This is a genomic window from Arthrobacter sp. TmT3-37, from assembly GCF_054510835.1.
Genome location: NZ_JBTNDU010000007.1, coordinates 82,721 through 104,350, shown reverse-complemented (window position 1 = coordinate 104,350; position 21,630 = coordinate 82,721). Strand labels below are relative to the sequence as shown.

Below are 21,630 nucleotides of genomic sequence, written 5' to 3'. Positions count from 1 at the left end.
GTATGAAATTCAAGAACATCTTCAAGGGGCCCTTCTTCTGGATCATCCTCGCGGTCGTTGCGCTCCTCCTGGTCCTCCCGAGCCTCTTCGGCACGGGCAGTTCCCGCGTCGACACCAACGTCGGGCTCCAGCTCCTCGAAGATGACAAGGTGTCGCAGGCCAAGATCTACGACGGCGAGCAGCGCGTGGACCTCACCCTCCGTGAGGACTACGAGGGCAAGGGCGAGAGCGTCCAGTTCTACTACAGCACCGCCCGCGCGGAGAGCGTCGTCGATGCCATCAACACCTCGGACACCGACGGCTTCACCGACCAGCCCGCCGAGAGCAACTGGCTGCTCAGCCTCGCCGGCCTGATCTTCCCCATCCTGATCCTCGGCGTCATCTTCTGGTTCCTGCTCAGCCGCATGCAGGGCGGCGGCTCCAAGGTCATGCAGTTCGGCAAGTCCAAGGCCAAGCTCATCTCCAAGGACATGCCCCAGGTGACGTTCAACGACGTCGCGGGTGCCGACGAGGCGGTCGAGGAATTGCTCGAGATCAAGGAGTTCCTGCAGGAGCCCGCCAAGTTCCAGGCCCTCGGCGCCAAGATCCCCAAGGGCGTCCTGCTGTACGGCCCTCCCGGGACCGGCAAGACCCTCCTCGCACGCGCCGTCGCCGGTGAGGCCGGCGTCCCCTTCTACTCCATCTCCGGATCCGACTTCGTCGAGATGTTCGTCGGCGTCGGCGCGTCCCGCGTCCGCGACCTGTTCGAGCAGGCGAAGAACAACTCGCCCGCCATCATCTTCGTGGACGAGATCGACGCCGTCGGCCGCCACCGCGGTGCGGGCGTCGGTGGTGGCAACGACGAGCGCGAGCAGACCCTGAACCAGCTCCTCGTCGAGATGGACGGCTTCGACGCGACCACCAACGTCATCCTGATCGCCGCGACCAACCGTCCCGACGTCCTCGATCCCGCGCTCCTGCGCCCGGGACGCTTCGACCGCCAGATCGGCGTCGAGGCCCCCGACATGAAGGGCCGCGAGCACATCCTCTCGGTGCACGCCAAGGGCAAGCCCATGGCGTCCAACGTGGACCTGAAGGCCGTGGCGAAGAAGACGCCAGGCTTCACCGGCGCGGACCTCGCGAACGTCCTCAACGAGGCGGCACTCCTGACGGCCCGTTCGAACGCCCAGCTGATCGACGACCGCGCACTCGACGAGGCCATCGACCGCGTGATCGCCGGTCCCCAGAAGCGCAGCCGCGTGATGAAGGAACTCGAACGGAAGATCACGGCGTACCACGAGGGCGGCCACGCCCTGGTGGCGGCGGCGCTCCGCAACACCGACCCCGTGACCAAGGTGACCATCCTGCCGCGCGGACGCGCCCTCGGATACACGATGGTCATGCCGAGCGACGACAAGTACTCGGTGACCAGGAACGAACTGCTCGACCAGCTCGCCTACGCCATGGGCGGCAGGGTGGCCGAGGAGATCGTTTTCCACGACCCGTCCACGGGTGCCTCCAACGACATCGAGAAGGCCACGGGGACCGCTCGCAAGATGGTCACCCAGTACGGCATGAGCGAGCGCATCGGCGCCGTGAAGCTCGGCCAGGGAGCCGGCGAGCCCTTCCTCGGCCGCGACATGGGCAGCGACCGCGACTACTCCGACCAGATCGCCCTGGTGGTCGACGAGGAGGTCCGCCGCCTGATCGACAACGCGCACGACGAGGCGTACCAGATCCTCACCGAGAACCGCGACGTCCTGGACCAGCTGGCGCTCGAGCTGCTCGAGCGCGAGACGCTCAACCAGGCGGAGATCGCCGAGGTCTTCCACAACGTGCGCAAGCGCGACCTGCGCGAGGTGTGGCTGTCCAAGCAGACGCGCCCCGTGCACTCGCTGCCGCCGGTCACGTCCCCGAAGGAACGCGCGGAAGCACTGGAGAGCGGCCGGCCCACCCCGGAATCCGTGGCGCCGCAGGACCAGATCGCCGAGGCGGACATCCCCGGTGATTTCGACGTCCGGGGCTCGGACCTCCCGTCGCCCGAGTCGGGCGACCGCCCCGGGGACAGCCGGGACGGCTAGTCCCGCAGGAGTACGCCACCGGCCAGGGGGCCGGTGGCGAGCAGTGTCCGAGGAAGGGGTGGAAGAGCTGTGACTGATTTCGACGACGAGGTGGTGGAGGCCGCGCTGGAAGCCACCGGTTCCCCCGTGGACCAGGTCCGCATCCAGCGGGCGGTCCGGGAGATCCTGGCGGCGATCGGCGAGGACCCGGATCGGGACGGCCTGCTCGAGACGCCCAAGCGGGTGGCGAAGGCGTATGCGGAGATGTTCGCGGGGCTGCACCAGGATGCCAGCGAGGTGCTGTCCACCTCGTTCGACCTGAACCACCAGGAACTCGTGCTGGTGAAGGACATCCCGTTCTACTCCACCTGCGAGCACCACCTGGTGCCGTTCCACGGGACGGCCCACCTCGGCTACATCCCGTCGGAGGAGGGCCGCGTCACCGGCCTCAGCAAGCTCGCGCGCCTCGTGGAGGTCTACGCCCGGCGCCCCCAGGTCCAGGAACGGCTGACCACGCAGATCGTCGATGCGATGATGGAGCACCTGAAGCCTAAGGGCGCGATCGTCGTCATCGAATGCGAACACATGTGCATGTCGATGCGCGGGGTGCGGAAACCCGGAGCAAAGACCGTCACGTCAGCCGTGCGCGGCCAGATCCGTGAGACGGCGACGCGTGCCGAGGCGATGAGCCTCATACTCGGAAGGTAGGACCCCATGGATTCTCTCGCTGCAGCGCCCGGGACGGGGCCGGCGACCTCGCCGCTGCCCGTCCTCCGGCCGGTCCGGGTGGCAAAGGCCGTCGGGGACCTGCCGGCGGACCGCGCCGTCGTCCTGGGGATCCTGAACGTCACTCCGGACTCCTTCAGCGACGGCGGCAGGTACGCCACCACCGACGACGCGATCGGCCACGGCCTCCGCATGCACTACGCGGGTGCGGACATCATCGACGTCGGTGGGGAGTCGACCCGCCCGAACGCCCGCCAGGTGCCGGTCGAGGAGGAGCTGGCCCGCGTGCTCCCGGTGGTGAAGGCCCTCGTGAAGGCCGGAGCCCTGATCAGCATCGACACCATGCACGCGGAGACCGCGCGGCAGGCACTGGATGCGGGTGCCGCGATCGTCAACGACATCTCGGGCGCCGGCTTCGATCCCGCCATGCCGGCACTCGTCGCCGAGCGCGGCGTGCCCTACGTCCTGACCCATCGGAGGGGCACGGCCGCGACGATGGACGGCCTCGCGACCTACGGCGACGTCGTCGCGGAGGTGACCGCGGAACTGGTCGGACTGCGCGACCGGTTCATGGCCGCCGGCGTCGCCGCCGAGCAGATCATCCTCGATCCGGGACTCGGCTTCGCGAAGACCGACGAGCACAACTGGGCGATCCTGCGGAACCTCGACGCCTTCACCGGGCTGGGACACCGCGTGCTCGTCGGCGCCTCCCGCAAGCGGTTCCTCGGCACCCTCCTGACCTCGGCGGGCAGGGCCGCGGCGCCCGGAGAACGCGACTCCGCCTCACTCGCGGTCGCGACCCTGGCCGCCGCCGCCGGCGCCTGGGGCGTCCGCGTCCATGATCCTGCCGCGACGCTCGACGCCGTCAAGGTCGCCGCCGCCGGCACCCGACGGTGAACGGCGTTCCCGTGCCGGGCAGGCCCGGTTCACCCTCCGGGCACCTGGACACGGTGGTGCTCACCGGCATCACCGCCAAGGGGTACCACGGCGTCTTCGACCACGAGCGCCGGGACGGCCAGCCCTTCGCGGTGGATGTCGTGCTCCACCTCGACCTGCAGCCCGCGGGGACCAGCGACGACCTCGCCAGGACGGCGCACTACGGGGAACTCGCCGAACTGGTGCACGGCATCATCGGCGGGAAGCCCTTCGACCTCATCGAGGCCCTCGCAGAGACGATCGCCTCGGCGGTCCTGGCCGCGTTCCCCGTCGCCGCCGTCGACGTGACCGTCCACAAGCCGAAGGCACCCATCGAGGTGCCGTTCGGTGACGTCGCCGTGACGCTGCGCCGGAGCCGGGCATGAGCACGGTCCGGTCGGTCCTCGCACTGGGCAGCAACCTCGGAGCCAGCAGCGACACCCTGGTGCGCGCCGTCGCCGACCTCGTGGATTCCGAGCACGTGCGCCTCCGCGCCGTCTCGCCCGTGGTGCGGACGAAACCGGTGGGAGGCCCGGAGCAGCCCGACTACCTCAACATGGTGATCGAGGTGGAGACGGACCTCGGACCGTACGAGCTCCTCGCGCACTGCCAGTCCGTCGAGGACGTCCACCACCGCAAACGCACGGTGCGCTGGGGGCCGCGCACGCTCGACGTCGACATCATCACGTACGGGGCGTGGACCTCCGACGACGACGCGCTGACGATCCCGCACCCCCGCGCCGCGTCCCGTGCGTTCGTCCTGCAGCCCTGGGCCTGGATGGACCCCGGGGCGGAACTGGGCGGCCGGCCCGTCGCCGGGCTCGCCGCGGAGGCCGCCGATCTTGCGGGCCTGGTGCCCTTCGAGGGAGTCTAGGACGCTGTGAGCACCCTTCGGTTCCGCTGGCTGGCCCTGGTGGGCGTGCTGGCCGGACTCGCCGGCTGGTTGGCCAACTGGCTCGCGACCCGCAACGGCTACGGCACCCCGACCCTGCCGCTGACGTCCCTCGTCACCACGGCGGTGATCCTCGGGATCACCCTGGTCTTCGGGCGCCGCGTGCTGCGGTGGCGCAACGGCAACCGCGATCGGCCCCTCGATCCGATCCTCGCCACCCGCACCCTCGTCCTCGCACAGGCCTGTGCGTACGCGGGGGCGCTCAGCCTCGGCTGGCACGCGGGGATCCTCGTGGACCAGGTGGCCCTCCTGGCGGTCCGCTCCACCACGGCACCCCTGTGGGGGTCCGTGGCACTCATGGTGGGCGGGATCCTGATGATTGTGGTGGGATTGGTCGTCGAGAGCTTCTGCAGGCTTCCGCCCGACGACGACGGCACGGGCGCTCCGGGCTCCATCGAGGGGGAATATGCGTAGGGAACCGATCGACCCGTCCGGGCTCGAGTGGTCCAGGGTGTCACCGAAGTACCTGCGCGTCCGGCTGCTCGGCTGGCTCATCGGGTCGGTGGTCTGGCTCGTCCTCGCGAGTGTCCCGCTCGTCCTCCGCCTCACGGGCCTCTGGGACTCGTTCCCGCCGCCCGTGATCGCCTGGGGGCTCCCCGCCGTCGTGCTGGTCGTCGCCGTGTGGCGGGGCGTGCTGCTGCCGCGCCAGGTCGCCTCGATCGGCTATGCCGAGCGCGACGACGACCTCCTGGTCCGCCAGGGCGTCTTCTTCCAGCGCACCATGGTGGTCCCCTACGGCCGCATGCAGTACGTCGACGTCGCCGTCGGGCCGCTCGAGCGCGCGTTCGGGATCTGCACGCTCAAGCTCCACACCGCGTCCCCCGCCACGAACGCCCTGATCCCCGGCCTGCCCTCCGAGGAGGGCACGAGGCTGCGCGAGCAGCTGTCCGCGCGGGGAGAAGCCAGGCTGGCCGGGCTGTGACGGCCCCGCCCGGCTCCTCCGGCGGCCTCCCGGCGGCTCCCGCCCCGGACGGACCGGAGGCCACCGCTCCGCCTGCCGACACGTGGCACCGGGTCCACTTCATCTCCCCGCTGGTGCGCGGCTGGATCGCGCTCGTCGCCATCCTCTACTTCGTGGGCAGGGACTGGTTCGAGGGCCTGTTCAGCGGCGGATCGCGGGAGCGGGGTCCCCTGCCCGAGGGCATCGGCCTCTTGGTGGCCGGCGGGATCGTGCTCGGCGTCGTGGTGGTCGTCGCGGCTGCCTTCCTCGTCTCGTGGTACTTCACGCGCTATCAGGTCACGGCCGAGCACGTGCGCGTCCACTCCGGCGTCGTGTTCCGGCAGCAGCGGCAGGCGCGCCTCGACCGGGTGCAGGCCATCGACATCGTGCAGCCCTTCCTCGCCAGGATCTTCGGGCTCGCCGAGCTCAAGTTCGAGGTGGCCGACGCGGGGGAGTCCGCGGTCCGGCTCGCGTTCCTGAAGCTGGCCGACGCCCGCAGGCTGCGCGCCACGATCCTCGCGCGCGCGGCAGGCGTGGACCCGGACCCGGAGCATCCGGAGGAGGCCGTGGAGGCGCCCGAGCGGGAGGTGGTCGCGATCCCGCCGGCGCGGGTCGTCGGCGCAGCCGTCCTCTCGGGGACCACCGTGGCGCTGGTCGTGGCGGCCGCCGTCGTCACCACGCTCGGGGTGGTCCTGGAGACGCCGATCATCGCGACGTCCTTCATCCCCATCCTCATCGGCGTCGTGGGCGCCTACTGGTCGGCCCTCAACACCGGCTACAACTTCCGGGCAGCGACCTCCCCGGACGGCATCCGCATGCGCTACGGACTGCTCGACACGCGCTCGCAGACGGTACCGCCGGGACGCGTGCAGGCGCTGAGCATCCAGCAGTCACCGCTCTGGCGGTTGAAGGGCTGGTACCGCGTCACCGTGAACGTCGCCGGTTACGGGGCGTCGGTCTCCAGCGAGGGACAGGCACGTGCGACGCTCCTCCCCGTCGGTACCCGCGACGAGGTGCTGCAGATCCTCGCCCTCGTGCTGCCCGATCCCGGGACGCCGCGTCCGGTCGAGGTGTTCACCGCCGGCATGGCCGGCCGGGACGGCGCCGAGGGCTTCGCGACCACTCCGCGCCGGGCCCGGTGGCTGGCACCCCTCGCCTGGCGGCGCACCGGCTTCGTCGGAACGCGGACGGCACTGCTCATGCGCTCCGGCGTGCTGTGGCGCCAGCTCGTCGTCGTCCCGCACGAGCGGACCCAGTCGCTGTCGATCGAGCAGGGCCCCGTGGAGCGGCGCTTCCGCGTTTCGAACCTGCAGTTCCAGACGACGCCCGGCCCGGTCAATCCGCGGGTCCTCCTCGCGGACTCGGCCACGGCCTGGGAGCTCTTCCACGGACAGGCCGCCCGCGCCGCCGAGGCCCGGCGCCGCAGCGGCCCCGAGCAGTGGATGAAGCCCGTCCCCGGCGCGCTCCCCGCGGCAGCCGCCACGGGGGCCACGGGGGACACGGGGGACGCGGGGGACACGGCCGCCACGGCGGACACCGGGGCGGAGGACACGGCCGCCACGGCGGACACCGGGCAGACCCGGCACGACGCCGCCGGGACGCCGCAGGACGATGCGCGGCCCGCCCCCGGCGTCCGGGACGTGATGCCCGAGGTGCCGCTCTACGCGCCCGCGCCCGGCGGGACGGAGGAGCCCGCTGATGGCCGCTGACGCATCCCGCCGGCCGGGACGGCTCGGTGTCGGCGTCGTGGGCGCGGGGAGGGTCGGAGCCGTCCTCGGTGCGGCCCTGCGATCGGCGGGCCACGCCGTCGTCGGAGTGGCCGCCGTCTCCGAGGCGAGCCGTGAACGCGCCGAGAACCTGCTGCCCGGGGTCCCGGTCCTCGAGGTCCCCGATATCATCGAGCGTGCGGAACTCGTGCTGCTGACGGTGCCCGACGACGCCCTGCCCACGCTGGTCGAAGGGCTCGCCCAGCTCGGGGTCTGGCAGGCCGGGCAGCTCGTGGTCCACACCTCCGGCCGTTACGGGACCGCCGTGCTGGGCCCCGCACGTGCGGCCGGTGCCATCCCCCTGGCCATCCACCCCGCCATGACCTTCACCGGGATGAGCCTGGACCTCGGGCGCCTGCCGGACAGCATGTTCGGCATCACCGCCCCGTCCGCCGTGGTGCCCATCGCGCAGGCACTCGTCGTGGAGATGGGAGCGGAGCCGGTCGTCATCGAGGAGGAGTCCCGGGCGCTGTACCACGCGGCCCTCGCCCACGCCTCGAACCACCTGGTGACGATCGCCGCGCAGTCCGCCCAGCTCCTCGCCGACCTCGGCGTCCAGCATCCCGACCGCATGCTGGGCCCGCTCATGAAGGCCTCCCTCGAGAACGCCCTGTCCTCGGGCGAGGGTGCCCTGACCGGACCGGTGGCACGCGGTGACGCCGGGACCGTCCGTGCGCACCGTGCCGCCCTCGAGGCGCACGACGCCCCCGACACCCGCCAGGCCTATCTCGGTATGGCCCGTGCGACCGCACTGCGCGCTCTCGAGCGGGGCATCCTCACGCCGGCGCAGGGCGAGGCGATCCTCGCCGCGCTCGCGGACGTCCCCGGCGGGAGCGGGCCTCCCCGCCCGCCGCAGGACGGCCCCTCCGGTCCGCCGTCCTGACCTGCCCCGATCCTTCCCCACCCGCCTGATCCGCCCTCGCCGTGCAGCGGCACCGCTCCCACTTCCCCGAAGGACCTCCCGTGACCCCGACCGGCACCACCCGCCCGGCCACCCCGCTCCTCGTCTCCACCCCGGCCGAGCTCCGGACCGCCACCTCGGCGCTCCTGGACCGGGCGGCCGCCCGCGGCGGAGCCGACGGCCCGCCGTCGCTCGGCCTCGTCCCCACCATGGGCGGCCTGCATGCCGGGCACGCCGCACTCGCACGGACGGCGCGGGAAGCCGTCGACGTCGTCGTGGCGTCCGTCTTCGTCAATCCCCTGCAGTTCGGCGACCCGGCGGACCTCGACCGCTATCCGCGCACGCTCGACGAGGACCTCCGGCTCCTGGGCGGGTGCGGGGTCGACGTCGTCTTCGCCCCGTCCGTCGAGGACATGTACCCGGGCGGGGAACCCTCGGTCCGGGTCAGCGCGGGCCGGATGGGCGAGGTGCTCGAGGGGGCATCGAGGCCCGGCCACTTCGACGGCATGCTGACGGTGGTCGCGAAGCTGCTGAACCTCGGGCTGCCCGGCACCACGGCGGAGTACCGGGCGTACTTCGGCGAGAAGGACGCGCAGCAGCTCGCCCTCATCCGCCGGATGGTGCTCGATCTCAACGTGCCGGTGCGCATCGAGGGCGTGCCGATCGTCCGCGACGCCGACGGGCTGGCGCTCTCGAGCCGGAACCGTTTCCTCGGTCCCGCCGAGCGGGACGCGGCGCTGGTGCTCTCACGCGTGCTCCGCGGGCTGCGCGACGCCGCCGGCCGGGGCGCACCGCCCGACCTCGACCGTGCGCGCGCCGAGATAGCGTCCGAGGAACTGGTGGAACTCGACTACCTCGAGGTCGTGGACCCGTCGTCGTTCGCCGTCGTCGGGGACGATGGCCGGTCGCACCAGGCGCTCGCCGTCGTCGCGGCCAGGGTCGGTGCCGTGCGCCTGATCGACAACACCTTCCTGCCGGTCGTGGGCTGAGGCACACCGGCACCCGGCGCCCGGCGCGGAGCCGTAAACTTGTCTTCCGTGACTCACGACGAAATCCTCCCCGCGGAAGACCTCAACGAGCAGATGCGCTTCCGGCTGCAGAAGCGGGCGGCCCTGCTCGACGCCGGTACCGAGGCCTACCCGGTCAGGCCGGAGCGGACGCACTCGCTCGGCGAGGTGCGGGAGCAGTTCGGCGAGCTCCCCACGGGAGAGTCGAGCGGCCGGCAGGTCGCCGTCGTCGGACGCGTCGTCTTTATCCGCAACTCGGGCAAGCTGTGCTTCGCCACGCTGCAGGAGGGGGACGGCACCCGGCTCCAGGTCATGCTGAGCCTCGCGGAGATCGGCCCCGACCGCCTCGCCGACTGGAAGGCGCTCGTCGACCTCGGCGACCATGTCCAGGTGCGCGGCGAGGTCATCAGCTCGCGGCGCGGCGAGCTCTCCGTGATGGCGGACTCCTGGGCCATGGCGTCGAAGGCGCTCCGCCCGCTGCCCACCCTGCACGCCGGGGTCAACGAGGAGACGCGCGTGCGGCAGCGCTACGTGGACCTGATGGTCCGCGAGGAGGCCCGGCAGATGGTCCGCACCCGCGCCGCGATCACGCGCACACTCCGCGAGACGCTCAACCGCCACGACTACATCGAGGTCGAGACACCCATCCTCCAGCTCGTCCACGGCGGAGCGACGGCCCGGCCGTTCGAGACCCACCTCAACGCCTTCGACCAGAAGATGACGCTCCGCATCGCCCTGGAGCTGTACCTGAAGCGCGCCGTCGTCGGCGGGATCGACCGCGTCTACGAGATCGGCCGGATCTTCCGCAACGAGGGCGTGGACTCCACGCACAGCCCGGAGTTCACGATGCTCGAGTGCTACGAGGCCTACGCCGACCAGTTCGTCATGGCGGACCGCATGAAGGAGATGATCCTCGCCTGCGCCGACCTGCTGGGATCACGCACCATCGAGACCGCGAAGGGCACGATCGACCTCGACGGCGAGTGGGCCTGGCTCGGCGTCTATCCCGGTCTGTCCGCCGCGGTGGGCCAGGAGGTCACGCCGGACACCGGACTCGAGGAGCTGCGGTCGATCGCCGAACGCCACGAGGTCTCGCTGGACCCGGCCTGGGGCGCGGAGAAGGTGGTGCTCGAGCTCTTCTCCGAGATCGTGGAGCCGACCCTCATCCAGCCGACCTTCGTCTACGACTACCCGCCGTCGGCGCAGCCGCTCGCCCGGCCCCACCGGGAGGACCCACGGCTGATCGAGGCGTGGGACCTCATCATCGGCGGGATGGAGCGCGGCACGGCCTTCTCCGAACTCATCGACCCGGTGATCCAGCGCGAGCGGCTCACCGAGCAGTCCCGACAGGCCGCGGCCGGCGACGACGAGGCCATGCAGCTGGACGAGGACTTCCTGCGGGCCCTCGAGTACGGGGCCCCGCCGATGGGCGGCATCGGTCTCGGAATCGACCGGCTCGTGATGCTTTTCACGAACGTCGGAATTCGCGAGTCCATCCTCTTCCCGATTCTCAAGCCCGAGGCGGGGCAGTAGCGGTGGAATATGTAGCGGTCCTCCTGCCGTCAGCCTGCTTGGCAGTGCTTTTCTACTTCGTGATCAAGGCCATATTCAATGCCGACCGCGCGGAACGCGAGGCGCTGGCACGTGCCGAGGAAATGCAGGACGCCGAGGACGCGAGGAACCGCGAGGCCGCGCGGGAAAAGAATGACGGCCGGGAAATCGATCCGAGTTAGGAATGCTCTTCTTTTGACCTCGATTCATCAATGCCGCATACTAATTCATGGGGCATTGATATCGAGGAACTTAATAAGGAGAGCATTGTGGCGCAGAAGGTAAAGATCATTCTCATCGATGACATCGACGGCGGGGAAGCCGACGAAACCGTGCGCTTCGGCCTCGACGGCGTGCAGTACGAGATCGACCTCTCGGAGACGCATGCCTCGGAACTCCGCTCGACCCTCGCCGAGTACGTCGGGGCAGCCCGTCGCAGCAACTCCCCGAAGCAGCAGCGCTCGAGCGCCCCGGCCGCCTCTCGCAACCAGGAAGCCGCCCAGATCCGCGAATGGGCCAAGGAGAACGGCTACAACGTCTCCTCCCGTGGCCGCGTCAACAGCGAGATCGTCGAGGCCTACCGCGCCGCCCAGCGCTGACCACCACCACGTGGCGCCGGAGGGGAAGCCCTCCGGCGTTATCTCGCCTGTGGCGAACACGCACCCAAAGCTCATGCCGTACCCGTAGCATCGAATTACGCGTTAGCTAGGAGTGTGTGTCTCATGTTTGAGAGATTTACAGATCGTGCCCGTCGAGTTGTCGTGTTGGCCCAGGAAGAGGCCCGCATGCTCAACCACAACTACATCGGCACCGAGCACATCCTGCTTGGCCTGATCCACGAGGGCGAGGGTGTCGCCGCCAAGGCCCTGGAGTCGCTCAGCATCTCGCTGGGTGCCGTGAGGGAGCAGGTTCAGGAGATCATCGGGCAGGGCCAGCAGGCCCCGTCCGGTCACATCCCCTTCACCCCCCGGGCCAAGAAGGTACTGGAGCTCTCCCTGCGGGAAGCACTCCAGCTCGGCCACAACTACATCGGTACCGAGCACATCCTGCTCGGTCTCATCCGCGAGGGTGAGGGCGTCGCCGCGCAGGTCCTCGTGAAGCTCGGCGCAGACCTCAACCGTGTCCGCCAGCAGGTCATCCAGCTGCTGTCCGGCTACCAGGGCAAGGAGCCGGCTGCCGCCGGCGGTCCGCAGCAGGAGGGAACCCCTGCCGGCTCGGTGGTGCTGGACCAGTTCGGCCGCAACCTGACGCAGGCGGCGCGCGAATCGAAGCTCGACCCCGTCATCGGGCGCGAGTCCGAGATGGAGCGCGTCATGCAGGTGCTCTCCCGACGCACCAAGAACAACCCCGTCCTGATCGGTGAGCCCGGCGTCGGCAAGACCGCCGTCGTCGAGGGCCTCGCCCAGGCGATCGTCCGCGGCGACGTCCCGGAGACCATCAAGGACAAGCAGCTGTACACGCTGGACCTCGGGTCCCTCGTGGCCGGCTCGCGGTACCGTGGCGACTTCGAGGAGCGGCTGAAGAAGGTCCTCAAGGAGATCCGCACCCGCGGCGACATCATCCTGTTCATCGACGAGATCCACACCCTCGTCGGCGCAGGTGCGGCCGAGGGCGCCATCGATGCCGCGTCGATCCTGAAGCCGATGCTCGCCCGTGGTGAACTCCAGACCATCGGTGCCACCACGCTGGACGAGTACCGCAAGCACATCGAGAAGGACGCCGCGCTCGAGCGCCGTTTCCAGCCGATCCAGGTCGCAGAGCCCTCCGTGGCCCACGCGATCGAGATCCTCAAGGGACTGCGCGACCGCTACGAGGCGCACCACCGCGTGTCCATCACCGACGGCGCCCTGTCCAGCGCGGCGACGCTGGCCGAGCGCTACATCTCGGACCGCTTCCTGCCGGACAAGGCGATCGACCTCATCGACGAGGCGGGGGCGCGCCTGCGCATCCGCCGGATGACCGCGCCGCCGGAGCTCAAGGAGATCGACGAGCGCATCGCGGACGTCAAGCGCGAGAAGGAGTCGGCCATCGACTCCCAGGACTTCGAGGGTGCTGCCGCGCTGCGCGACAAGGAGCAGAAGCTCCACGACGAGCGCAGCGACAAGGAGCGCCGCTGGAAGTCCGGCGGACTGGACGACATCGCCGAGGTGGATGAGGAACTCATCGCCGAGGTGCTCGCGAACTCCACCGGTATCCCCGTGTTCAAGCTGACCGAGGCCGAGTCCTCGCGACTGCTGAACATGGAGGCCGAACTCCACAAGCGGGTCATCGGACAGAACGAGGCCATCAAGGCGATCTCGCAGGCCATCCGCCGCACGCGCGCCGGCCTCAAGGATCCGAAGCGTCCGGGCGGCTCCTTCATCTTCGCCGGCCCCACGGGTGTCGGCAAGACGGAGCTCGCCAAGGCACTCGCGGAGTTCCTGTTCGGCGAAGAGGATGCCCTGATCACCCTCGACATGTCCGAGTACTCCGAGAAGCACACGGTCTCGCGGCTCTTCGGTGCCCCTCCGGGCTACGTGGGCTACGAGGAGGGCGGCCAGCTGACCGAGAAGGTCCGCCGCAAGCCGTTCTCCGTGGTTCTGTTCGACGAGGTGGAGAAGGCGCACGCCGATCTCTTCAACTCGCTCCTGCAGATCCTCGAGGACGGCCGCCTGACGGACAGCCAGGGCCGCATGGTGGACTTCAAGAACACGGTGATCATCATGACCACCAACCTCGGTACCCGCGACATCTCGAAGGGCGTCATGACGGGCTTCCAGTCCGGCTCCGACACCCAGACGAGCTACAACCGGATGAAGGCGAAGGTGCAGGAGGAGCTCAAGCAGCACTTCCGCCCGGAGTTCCTGAACCGCGTCGACGACACCGTGGTGTTCCCGCAGCTCACCCAGGACGAGATCGTCCAGATCGTGGACCTGTTCCTCGAGCGCCTGAGCCGCCGCATGGCGGACAAGGGCATGACGATCGAGCTCACCCCCGCGGCCAAGGTGCTCCTTGCGACCCGCGGCTACGATCCCGCGATGGGTGCCCGGCCGCTGCGCCGCACCATCCAGCGCGAGATCGAGGACCAGCTGTCGGAGAAGATCCTCTTCGGCGAGCTGAAGTCGGGAGAGCGCGTCGACGTCGACGTCGAGGGCGAGGGCGTGGATGCGCGCTTCACCTTCGTCGGACACGGTGCTCCCAAGGAGCTGGAGGATGCGCCGGCCGCTCTCGAGGCCACCGTCCCCGAGTAGTACCGGCAGCACGCACGGCACGGCATTACGGAACCCGCCCTGGTCACCAGGGCGGGTTCCGCCGTTCTGGGTTCCGCCGTGCGATGGGTGCCTTCAGCAACGGAATTCCTCCCTGAGTGAACGGCTGTGACCGCGGCCACACGCGGTGGTAGAGATGACGCATGACCACCCCTTTCTCATCGCTCGACGACTTCGTCGCCCTGCCGCGCCTGAGCGGCCTCGTCCTCGACCGGGCAGGCACGCGCCTCGTGACGTCCGTCGCGACTCTCGACCCCAAGAAGACCGCCTACAGGACCGCGTTGTGGGAGGTGGACCCTGCGGGCGAGCAGCCCGCGCGGCGCCTCACGCAGGGCGCGGCAGGGGAGTCCGGCGCCGTGTTCCTCTCCAGCGGCGACCTGCTCTTCACCTCGGCACGCCCCGACCCGGAGGACGCGGACGGTGAGAAGCGTGCGGCGCTGTGGCGTCTGCCGGCCGCGGGCGGTGAGGCGTCCCTGCTCCTGACCCGTGACGGCGGCGTCGCAGGGGTGGCCACGGCCGACGCGGCCGACGTCGTCGTCGTCACCGCGAACGCGCTGGCCGGTTCCGCGAACGAGGAGGACGACGCCGAGCGCCGCACGGTGCGCAGGGAGGCAGGAGTCGCCGCCATCCTGCACGACGGCTACCCGGTGCGCTACTGGGACGCCGACCTCGGCCCGGACGAACCACGGTACTTCGGGCTGCAGGGACTCGACGACGACGGGGCGCGGTCGCTCGAGGACCTCGCCCCGTCCGTGCGCGGAGGTCTCCGGGACGCCCACCCCGTGCTCAGCCCCGATGGATCGGTGCTCTTCACGGCCCTCACCGTGCCCGAGGAACGCGGCTCCCAGCGCACGGTGCTCGCCCGCGTCGACCTGGCCACGCGGGAACTCACCGTCCTGCTCGACGACCGCGACAGCGACTACTCGCCCGGCCCCGTCAGCCCCGACGGCCGCCACCTCGCCGTCCTGAAGGATCGGCGCACCGCCGTGGACCTCGCGCCCTCCACCACCCTGCTGCTGCTCCCCCTCGAGGGCGGGGAGCCGACGCCACTGGCCGCCGACTGGGATCGCTGGCCGTCCCCTGCCGCGTGGCTGCCCGACGGCTCGGCCCTCGTCGTGACGGCGGATGACGACGGCGCGGCGCCGGTGTTCGTGATCGAGGTAGCCACGGGGATGGTGCGGCGGGTGACGGAGGACGCGGCGGCATACTCCGACGTACAGGTCTCCCCGGACGGCGCCACCGCCTACGCCCTGCGCAGCTCGTACCTCTTCCCCGCGGAGGCCGTGCGGATCGACCTCGCCTCCGGCGCCACCGAGCGCCTCCTGAACCCGGCGGACCGGCCCGCCCTGCCCGGCAGGCTCGAGCGCATCGAATCCGTCGGGGAGGACGGGCAGCCGGTGAAGTCGTGGCTGGTGCTCCCCGAGGGGGCCACCGAGGAGTCTCCCGCGCCCGCACTGCTGTGGATCCACGGCGGGCCGATCGGTTCGTGGAATGCGTGGACGTGGCGCTGGTCGCCGTGGATCATGGCGGCACGCGGGTACGCGGTCCTCCTGCCGGACCCGGCGCTGTCCACGGGGTACGGGCAGCACATGGTGGACCGCGGCTGGGGACGGTGGGGCGACGCGCCCTATACCGACCTCATGGCGGCGACGGACGACCTGGTGGCCCGGAAGGACATCGACGGGACCCGCGTGGCGGCCATGGGCGGCAGCTTCGGCGGCTACATGGCGAACTGGGTCGCCGGGCACACCGACCGCTTCGCGGCCATCGTGACCCACGCGAGCCTGTGGTCGCTGGACCAGTTCGGCCCCACCACGGACGCCGCCTTCTACTGGGAGCGGGAGATGACCCCCGAGGCCAGGGAGGAGAACTCCCCGCACCACCATGTGGAGAAGATCAACACCCCCATGCTCGTCATCCACGGCGACAAGGACTACCGCGTGCCGATCGGCGAGGGCTTGCGGCTCTGGTACGAGCTGCTGTCGAAGTCGCAGCTGCCCGCCGACGCCGAGGGCCGGACACCCCACCGCTTCCTGTACTTCCCGGACGAGAACCACTGGATCCTCAAGCCCCAGCACGCCCGCATCTGGTACGGCGTCGTCGAGGCCTTCCTGGCGCGGCACGTCCTCGGCGAGGAGCGGGAGCTGCCCGCCGAGCTGGGTCTGTAGGGGCGGGGGCGGGCGGCGCTTTGTAGAGTGGGTCGAATGACCCTCCCCTTCACCATCCGCCCCGCCCGCACCTCCGACGTCCCGGCCATCAAGTCGCTGGTCGAGCCGCTCGCCGAGGAGCGCATCCTGATGGCCAAGGAGACGGTGGCGTACTACGAGGGCCTGCCCGAGTTCCGCATCGCGGAGTCCGACGGCGGGGAGGTGCTCGGCTGCGGGGCGCTGCACATCATGTGGGAGGACCTCGCGGAGGTCCGCACCCTGGCGACCTCCCCTGCCGCCCGCGGCCGCGGTGTCGGGCATGCGCTCGTCGAGGGACTGCTCGAGGAGGCACGTGCCTTCGGGGTGAGCCGGGTGTTCTGCCTGACCTTCGAGGTGGAGTTCTTCCGGCGCCACGGCTTCGAGGTCATGGCCGACCAGTCGGCCGTCGATCCGCAGATCTACTCGGAACTCCTGCGGTCCCACGACGAGGGTGTCGCGGAGTTCCTCGACCTGGCGCGGGTGAAGCCCAACACGCTCGGCAATACGCGCATGATCAGGCAGCTCTGAACCGGGGCGGCTCGCTTTTCGCTGCCGGAGGGGGATAAGGTAAGACGACTTAGTATCTCTCCGGAGATGCTGGCACGCCACCGGAACCGGTGGCTGAACACCGAGTCGAAGGAGGTCCGCATCATGGGACTGGATGACAAGATCGGGAACAAGGGCGAAGGCCTGGGCGGCAAGATCAAGGAAGGCCTGGGCAAGGCCACCGGCAACGAGAACCTGGAGGCCGAGGGCCACAAGGACCAGGCCAGCTCGAACCTCAAGGACGCCGGCGAGAACGTGAAGGACGCGTTCAAGCGCGACTGATACAGCACAGGCCTGCCGGTGACCCCGCAGGCCGGACCACCTGAGGGAGGGCGCCCGGACACGGGCCCCTCCCTCAGGCGTTGAAGCCCCGAAGGGACGGCTGCTCCGAGCCCTGTCGCCTATAGGCAGCGGCAGGAACGGACGGTAACGTGGCCACTGGCCGGGGTGGTCCATGGAATGCGGGCTGCAGGCTGTCAGAGTGTCCGTTCGCAGTCAAGGAGCAGCCGTCGTGAAGAAGCTCATCAATGACCCCAGGGCCGTGGTCGACGAGTCGGTCGAAGGATTCGGCATCGCACATGCCGACCTCGTGACCGTCCACCCGGACCCCCTTTTCATCACCCGCAGGGACGCACCCGTCCAGGGCAAGGTGGGCATCGTCTCCGGGGGCGGCAGCGGACACGAACCACTCCACGCCGGTTTCGTGGGACGCGGGATGCTCGACGCCGCGGTGCCGGGAGCGGTCTTCACCTCACCGACGCCGGACCAGATCATCCCCGCGACGTCCGCGGTCGACGGCGGTGCCGGCGTCCTGCACATCGTCAAGAACTACACGGGCGACGTCCTCAACTTCGAGACGGCGGCGGAGATGGCGGAGGCGGACGGCGTCACGGTGCGGTCGGTGCTCGTGGACGACGACGTCGCCGTCGAGGACTCCCTGTACACGGCGGGCCGGCGCGGCGTCGGTGGGACCGTCTTCGTCGAGCGGATCGCCGGTGCCGCGGCCGAACGCGGCGACGACCTGGACGGCGTCGCCGACGTGGCGCAGCGCGTGGTCGACGGCGTCCGCTCGATGGGCGTCGCCCTCGCCGCATGCACCGTCCCGCACGCCGGGGTGCCCAGCTTCGACCTGGCGGAGGACGAGATCGAGATCGGCATCGGTATCCACGGGGAGCCCGGACGGCATCGGATCGCCATGGAGGACGCCGACGGGATCACGCAGCGGCTGCTCGACCCCATCGTCGCCGATCTCCGGCTGGCCTCGGGGGACAGGACCCTCGTGATGGTCAACGGGATGGGTGGGACGCCCGCGAGCGAGCTCTACATCGTCTTCCGGAAAGTCGCGCAGCTGCTCGACGGACTCGGTGTCACGATCGAGCGATCCCTCGTGGGCAACTACATCACCGCCCTCGAGATGCAGGGGGCGTCCCTGACCATCCTGCGCGTCGACGACGAGATGCTCGAGCTGTGGGACTCCCCGGTCCACACCGCCGCGCTGCGCTGGGGGGCCTGAGGATGGTGCAGCCCCTCGACACCGCCTGGGCCGTCCGCTGGATCCGGGAGACGGCCCGCTTGGTCGCCGAGAACCGCGCCCTGCTGATCGACCTCGACCGGGTGATCGGCGACGCGGACCACGGAGAGAACCTGGATCGGGGCTTCAGCGCGGTCGTCGCGAAGCTCGACGCCGGGGACGCCCCGGGCACGCCCGCGGCCGTCCTCAAGCAGGTCGCCATGACCCTGATGTCCACGGTGGGCGGTGCCGCCGGACCGTTGTACGGCACGGCCTTCCTCCGTGCGGCGACCTCCCTCGGTGACGCCGGCGAGGTGGACGCCGCAGCCACGGCCGCGATGATCAGGGCGGCCCGTGACGGCATCGTCGCCCGCGGCAAGGCCGAGGTGGGCGACAAGACGATGGTCGACGCCTGGACACCCGCCACCGAATCGGCGGAGACCGCGGCCAGTGCGGGAGCCACCCCACCCGAGGTGCTCGCGGCGGCCGCCAACGCCGCCCACGCGGGAGCCGTGGCCACCGAACCGCTGATCGCCCGCAAGGGCAGGGCGAGCTACCTCGGCGAACGCAGTGCGGGACACCAGGATCCCGGGGCGGTGTCCACCGCGCTGATCCTGCAGGCCGCCTCGGAGGCCGCCGGAGGAGAGGTCGCATGAGCGTCGGCCTGGTCATCGTCTCGCACAGCGAGAAGATCGCCGAGGGGGTCGTCGAGCTCGCAGCGCAGATGGCACCCGACGTCGTCCTCGTGGCTGCGGGCGGTGCGGAGGACGGCACCGGGCCGGCGCGCATCGGCACGAGCTTCGACCGCGTGCAGGCCGCGATCGGGCGCGCGTCGGAGGGTGACGGCGTGGTGGTCCTGACCGACCTCGGCTCGGCCGTCATGACGGCCGAGATGGTGCTCGAGTTCCTCGACCCCGAGGTCCGGGACACGGTGCGTCTCGCCCAGGCCGCCCTCGTCGAAGGGGCCGTCGCCGCTGCCGTGCAGGCGCAGGGGGGATCCTCCCTCGACGACGTCGTCCGGGCAGCAGAGAGCGCCGTCGTCTCCGTCCGGCCCGAGGAGTTCGAGCCCTTCGTGAGCCATGGCGCCGCGTCACCCGGTCGAGGTGCCGGGGAGGACGGGTCGCCGTCCGTCGGAGCGACGGTGAGCGGCTCCTGGGTCCTGCCGAACCAGATGGGACTGCATGCCCGCCCTGCCGCCACCCTCGCCGCAGGGCTCGCCGACCTCGACGCCGAGGTGACCGTCAACGGCGTCGACGGCAAGTCGGTGATGCTCCTGATGAGCCTCGGTCTCGGGCAGGGCCGGACGGTCACCGTCGAGGCCAGCGGCCCCGACGCGCAGGCGGCCGTGGATCTCGTCGGCCAGGCGGTCGAGTCGGGGTTCGGCGAACCGGCCTGATCCGATCAGGCGGCCTCCGCCCGACCGGTCGGGCTGCGCAGTCCCGGAGCCTCCTGGCCGGGTCACCTCCTGCGAACAGTCCCCTAGCCGGGCAGCCGCAGGCCCGCCTCGGTCTCCTCGGCGAGGCCGTCCGCCAGCAGCCCGGCGAGGGCGCGCTCGAGCTGCTCGGTCGGCGCCTGCAGGCCGTGCAGGGCGGCGAGTGGGCCCGCGTGTCCGGCGAGGTGGGGGACGTCGACGGGCACCCCGATGCCGAGGTCGACGGGAGCCCGCAGCAGGATCGGGCGTGCCACGGGGCTGTCGGCGTGCCGCAGCACGGCGACGATGGCGCCGCGGACCTGCCGGTCGGTGCCCGCCCATGACTGGCCCTTGGGCACGTACTCGGGAGCGGGACGCCCGGCGGCGATCCAGGCGCAGGCGTCGATGACCGGGCAGGCGTCGCAGAGCGGTGCACGCGCGGTGCAGACCACGGCCCCCAGTTCCATCACTGCGGCGTTCCACTGCACGGACAGAGCCTCGTCGTCGGGCAGGAGGGCCACTGCCCGCCTCGTCTCCGCCGCCGTCAGCGCCGGAGCGGGGAGGGCGGTCCCGCCGACGAGGCGCGCGTGCACGCGGCGGATGTTCGTGTCGACGACGGTCTCGCGGCGGCCGAAGGCGAAGGCGGCCACGGCGGCGGCGGTGTAGGTGCCGACGCCGGGCAGGGAGAGGAGCTCGTCGTACGTGGCGGGTACCTCGCCGGCGTGCCCGGCGACGATCGCCGTGGCCGCGGCGTGGAGGCGCAGTGCCCGGCGCGGGTAGCCGAGGCGGCCCCAGTGGCGTACAGCCGCCCCCGATGGCTCGGCGGCGAGATGCGCCGGCGTCGGCCAGCGCTCCAGCCAATCCCGCCACACGGGGAGTACGCGGACGACCGGTGTCTGCTGCAGCATGACCTCGCTGACGAGGATGCCCCAGGGCGAGCACCCGGGATCCCGCCAGGGCAGGTCCCGGGCATTCTCCCGGAACCAGTCCGTCACCCGCAGGTGGAGGTCCGGGGGTGCGGCGGCGGCCCGTCCCGCCGGGTTCCGCGGGCTGCCGGGACCGGGGGGTGTTCCGTTGCCGGGGTTCATGGATGCTCCTGGATTCTCGTCGTGAATACTCTAGCCACCGGCGTGGTGCCGGGAAGAATGCGAGCGGCCGTCCCTAGCCTTGATGGATGGCATCTACGGGCGGTCACGGCACGGGCAGGCGAACAGGCGGCAGGCGGGGACCCAGCCCCGCCATGTACCGCCGTCGGCGGCTGGCGGTGGTCCTCCTGGTATTCCTGGTGGTCGCGGCGCTCGCCGTCGGGGCGATCGCCCTGGCCGGCGTGCTGGGCCGCGGCGCCGACGCGGCCGGCGGGACGCCCGCGCCCGCCACGGCGTCGGCCGTTCCGTCCCCGACACCGACCGCGACCCCGCCGTCGGGCCCCACCCCGTCGAGCCCCCCGTCGAGTGCGGCCCCGACCCCGACGGCGTCGCGCACCTCACCTGCTCCCACGCCGCGTGCGACGACCGCCCGCCCCTCTGCAGGCGCCGCTGCGGCCGGCTGCGCAGCCGACGTGACGGTCGCGGCGGAGACCGACGAGCAGGCCTACGGCCCGGACGAGGACCCGGTGCTGTCCCTGGTTGTCCGCAACGAGGGGACGGAACCCTGCACGGTGAACGTCGGCACGTCGCAGATGGAGTTCGTCCTGACCCGCGCGGACGAGCGCGTGTTCTCCTCGATCGACTGCCAGCAGTCCTCCCAGGACCTCCAGCGCACCATCGCGCCGGGCGGTGAGGAGCGCGCCACCTTCGAGTGGTCGCGCAACCGCAGTGTCCCGGGATGCACCGCTGTCGACGAGGAGCCCGCGGCCGGAGGCTACTCCCTGACCACGAGGCTCGGGGCGAGGAGCAGCGATCCGGCCGAGTTCACGCTGCAGTAGGTCCTCCG

General features: G+C 70.9%; 22 protein-coding genes. 21 read left to right on the top strand and 1 reads right to left on the bottom strand.

The features are described from left to right. Positions 1-2 precede the first annotated feature (2 nt). The 20 genes from ftsH (at position 3) to dhaM (ending at position 19,683) form a co-directional block, all read left to right on the top strand. Entirely contained in the window at positions 3-2,060 is a 2,058-nt protein-coding gene (gene ftsH / locus ACX80U_RS11010; protein WP_133080085.1) for an ATP-dependent zinc metalloprotease FtsH, read from the top strand. Positions 2,061-2,129: 69 nt separating this feature from the next. Beyond that, positions 2,130-2,747 carry a GTP cyclohydrolase I FolE gene (gene folE, locus ACX80U_RS11005; RefSeq protein WP_133080086.1) on the top strand — a complete coding sequence of 206 codons (618 nt, stop codon included), beginning with the start codon at positions 2,130-2,132 and terminating at the stop codon, positions 2,745-2,747. Positions 2,748-2,753: 6 nt separating this feature from the next. Continuing rightward, a complete protein-coding gene (folP, locus tag ACX80U_RS11000) occupies positions 2,754-3,662 on the top strand; it encodes a dihydropteroate synthase (protein WP_208740353.1) in 909 nt (302 codons plus the stop codon). Further along, positions 3,659-4,066, top strand: a complete 408-nt coding sequence (folB, locus tag ACX80U_RS10995; RefSeq protein WP_459268420.1) for a dihydroneopterin aldolase — start codon at positions 3,659-3,661, stop codon at positions 4,064-4,066. The genes folP and folB overlap by 4 nt, the downstream gene beginning before the upstream one ends. After that, on the top strand, positions 4,063-4,554 hold the full coding sequence (gene folK / locus ACX80U_RS10990; protein ID WP_133080088.1) for a 2-amino-4-hydroxy-6-hydroxymethyldihydropteridine diphosphokinase: 492 nt from the start codon (positions 4,063-4,065) through the stop codon (positions 4,552-4,554). The genes folB and folK overlap by 4 nt, the downstream gene beginning before the upstream one ends. Positions 4,555-4,560: 6 nt before the next feature. After that, the gene (locus tag ACX80U_RS10985; RefSeq protein WP_133080089.1) at positions 4,561-5,046 is read left to right on the top strand and encodes a DUF3180 domain-containing protein; all 486 of its coding nucleotides are present in this window, start codon (positions 4,561-4,563) and stop codon (positions 5,044-5,046) included. Further along, positions 5,039-5,554: a PH domain-containing protein gene (locus ACX80U_RS10980; protein WP_459268419.1), complete on the top strand. Its 516-nt coding sequence runs from the start codon at positions 5,039-5,041 to the stop codon at positions 5,552-5,554. Before ACX80U_RS10985 ends, ACX80U_RS10980 begins: the two co-directional genes overlap by 8 nt. Continuing rightward, the gene (locus tag ACX80U_RS10975) at positions 5,551-7,281 is read left to right on the top strand and encodes a PH domain-containing protein (protein WP_459268418.1); all 1,731 of its coding nucleotides are present in this window, start codon (positions 5,551-5,553) and stop codon (positions 7,279-7,281) included. The genes ACX80U_RS10980 and ACX80U_RS10975 overlap by 4 nt, the downstream gene beginning before the upstream one ends. After that, a complete protein-coding gene (locus ACX80U_RS10970) occupies positions 7,271-8,221 on the top strand; it encodes a Rossmann-like and DUF2520 domain-containing protein (protein WP_459268417.1) in 951 nt (316 codons plus the stop codon). The genes ACX80U_RS10975 and ACX80U_RS10970 overlap by 11 nt, the downstream gene beginning before the upstream one ends. A gap of 80 nt (positions 8,222-8,301) precedes the next feature. Continuing rightward, positions 8,302-9,228: a pantoate--beta-alanine ligase gene (panC, locus tag ACX80U_RS10965; RefSeq protein WP_459268416.1), complete on the top strand. Its 927-nt coding sequence runs from the start codon at positions 8,302-8,304 to the stop codon at positions 9,226-9,228. A 48-nt stretch (positions 9,229-9,276) separates the two neighbouring features. Beyond that, on the top strand, positions 9,277-10,779 hold the full coding sequence (gene lysS, locus ACX80U_RS10960) for a lysine--tRNA ligase (RefSeq protein ID WP_459268415.1): 1,503 nt from the start codon (positions 9,277-9,279) through the stop codon (positions 10,777-10,779). Positions 10,780-10,823: 44 nt separating this feature from the next. After that, positions 10,824-10,979 (top strand): hypothetical protein, encoded by a 156-nt coding sequence (locus tag ACX80U_RS10955; RefSeq protein ID WP_459268414.1) that lies wholly within the window; start codon positions 10,824-10,826, stop codon positions 10,977-10,979. Positions 10,980-11,066: 87 nt separating this feature from the next. Continuing rightward, positions 11,067-11,396 (top strand): histone-like nucleoid-structuring protein Lsr2, encoded by a 330-nt coding sequence (locus ACX80U_RS10950; RefSeq protein ID WP_459268413.1) that lies wholly within the window; start codon positions 11,067-11,069, stop codon positions 11,394-11,396. 123 nt (positions 11,397-11,519) lie between these two features. Beyond that, positions 11,520-14,027 carry an AAA family ATPase gene (locus ACX80U_RS10945; protein WP_133080094.1) on the top strand — a complete coding sequence of 836 codons (2,508 nt, stop codon included), beginning with the start codon at positions 11,520-11,522 and terminating at the stop codon, positions 14,025-14,027. 161 nt (positions 14,028-14,188) lie between these two features. Continuing rightward, on the top strand, positions 14,189-16,213 hold the full coding sequence (locus ACX80U_RS10940) for a S9 family peptidase (RefSeq protein ID WP_459268412.1): 2,025 nt from the start codon (positions 14,189-14,191) through the stop codon (positions 16,211-16,213). A gap of 36 nt (positions 16,214-16,249) precedes the next feature. Then, positions 16,250-16,759, top strand: a complete 510-nt coding sequence (locus ACX80U_RS10935; RefSeq protein WP_133080096.1) for an amino-acid N-acetyltransferase — start codon at positions 16,250-16,252, stop codon at positions 16,757-16,759. A 123-nt stretch (positions 16,760-16,882) separates the two neighbouring features. Beyond that, the gene (locus ACX80U_RS10930) at positions 16,883-17,059 is read left to right on the top strand and encodes a CsbD family protein (RefSeq protein WP_133080462.1); all 177 of its coding nucleotides are present in this window, start codon (positions 16,883-16,885) and stop codon (positions 17,057-17,059) included. Positions 17,060-17,288: 229 nt separating this feature from the next. Next, positions 17,289-18,290, top strand: coding sequence for a dihydroxyacetone kinase subunit DhaK (gene dhaK / locus ACX80U_RS10925; protein ID WP_459268411.1), 1,002 nt, complete (start codon positions 17,289-17,291; stop codon positions 18,288-18,290). A gap of 2 nt (positions 18,291-18,292) precedes the next feature. Continuing rightward, the gene (gene dhaL, locus ACX80U_RS10920; RefSeq protein WP_459268410.1) at positions 18,293-18,943 is read left to right on the top strand and encodes a dihydroxyacetone kinase subunit DhaL; all 651 of its coding nucleotides are present in this window, start codon (positions 18,293-18,295) and stop codon (positions 18,941-18,943) included. After that, a complete protein-coding gene (dhaM, locus tag ACX80U_RS10915; protein WP_459268409.1) occupies positions 18,940-19,683 on the top strand; it encodes a dihydroxyacetone kinase phosphoryl donor subunit DhaM in 744 nt (247 codons plus the stop codon). The genes dhaL and dhaM overlap by 4 nt, the downstream gene beginning before the upstream one ends. Positions 19,684-19,766: 83 nt before the next feature. On the opposite strand, the gene ACX80U_RS10910 is transcribed toward dhaM, so the two are convergent. Further along, positions 19,767-20,786, bottom strand: a complete 1,020-nt coding sequence (locus ACX80U_RS10910) for an HhH-GPD family protein (protein WP_459268408.1) — start codon at positions 20,784-20,786, stop codon at positions 19,767-19,769. Between the two features lie 86 nt (positions 20,787-20,872). Here ACX80U_RS10910 and ACX80U_RS10905 point away from each other — a divergent pair, with 86 nt between their 5' ends. Next, positions 20,873-21,622, top strand: a complete 750-nt coding sequence (locus ACX80U_RS10905) for a hypothetical protein (RefSeq protein WP_459268407.1) — start codon at positions 20,873-20,875, stop codon at positions 21,620-21,622. Positions 21,623-21,630 lie beyond the last annotated feature (8 nt).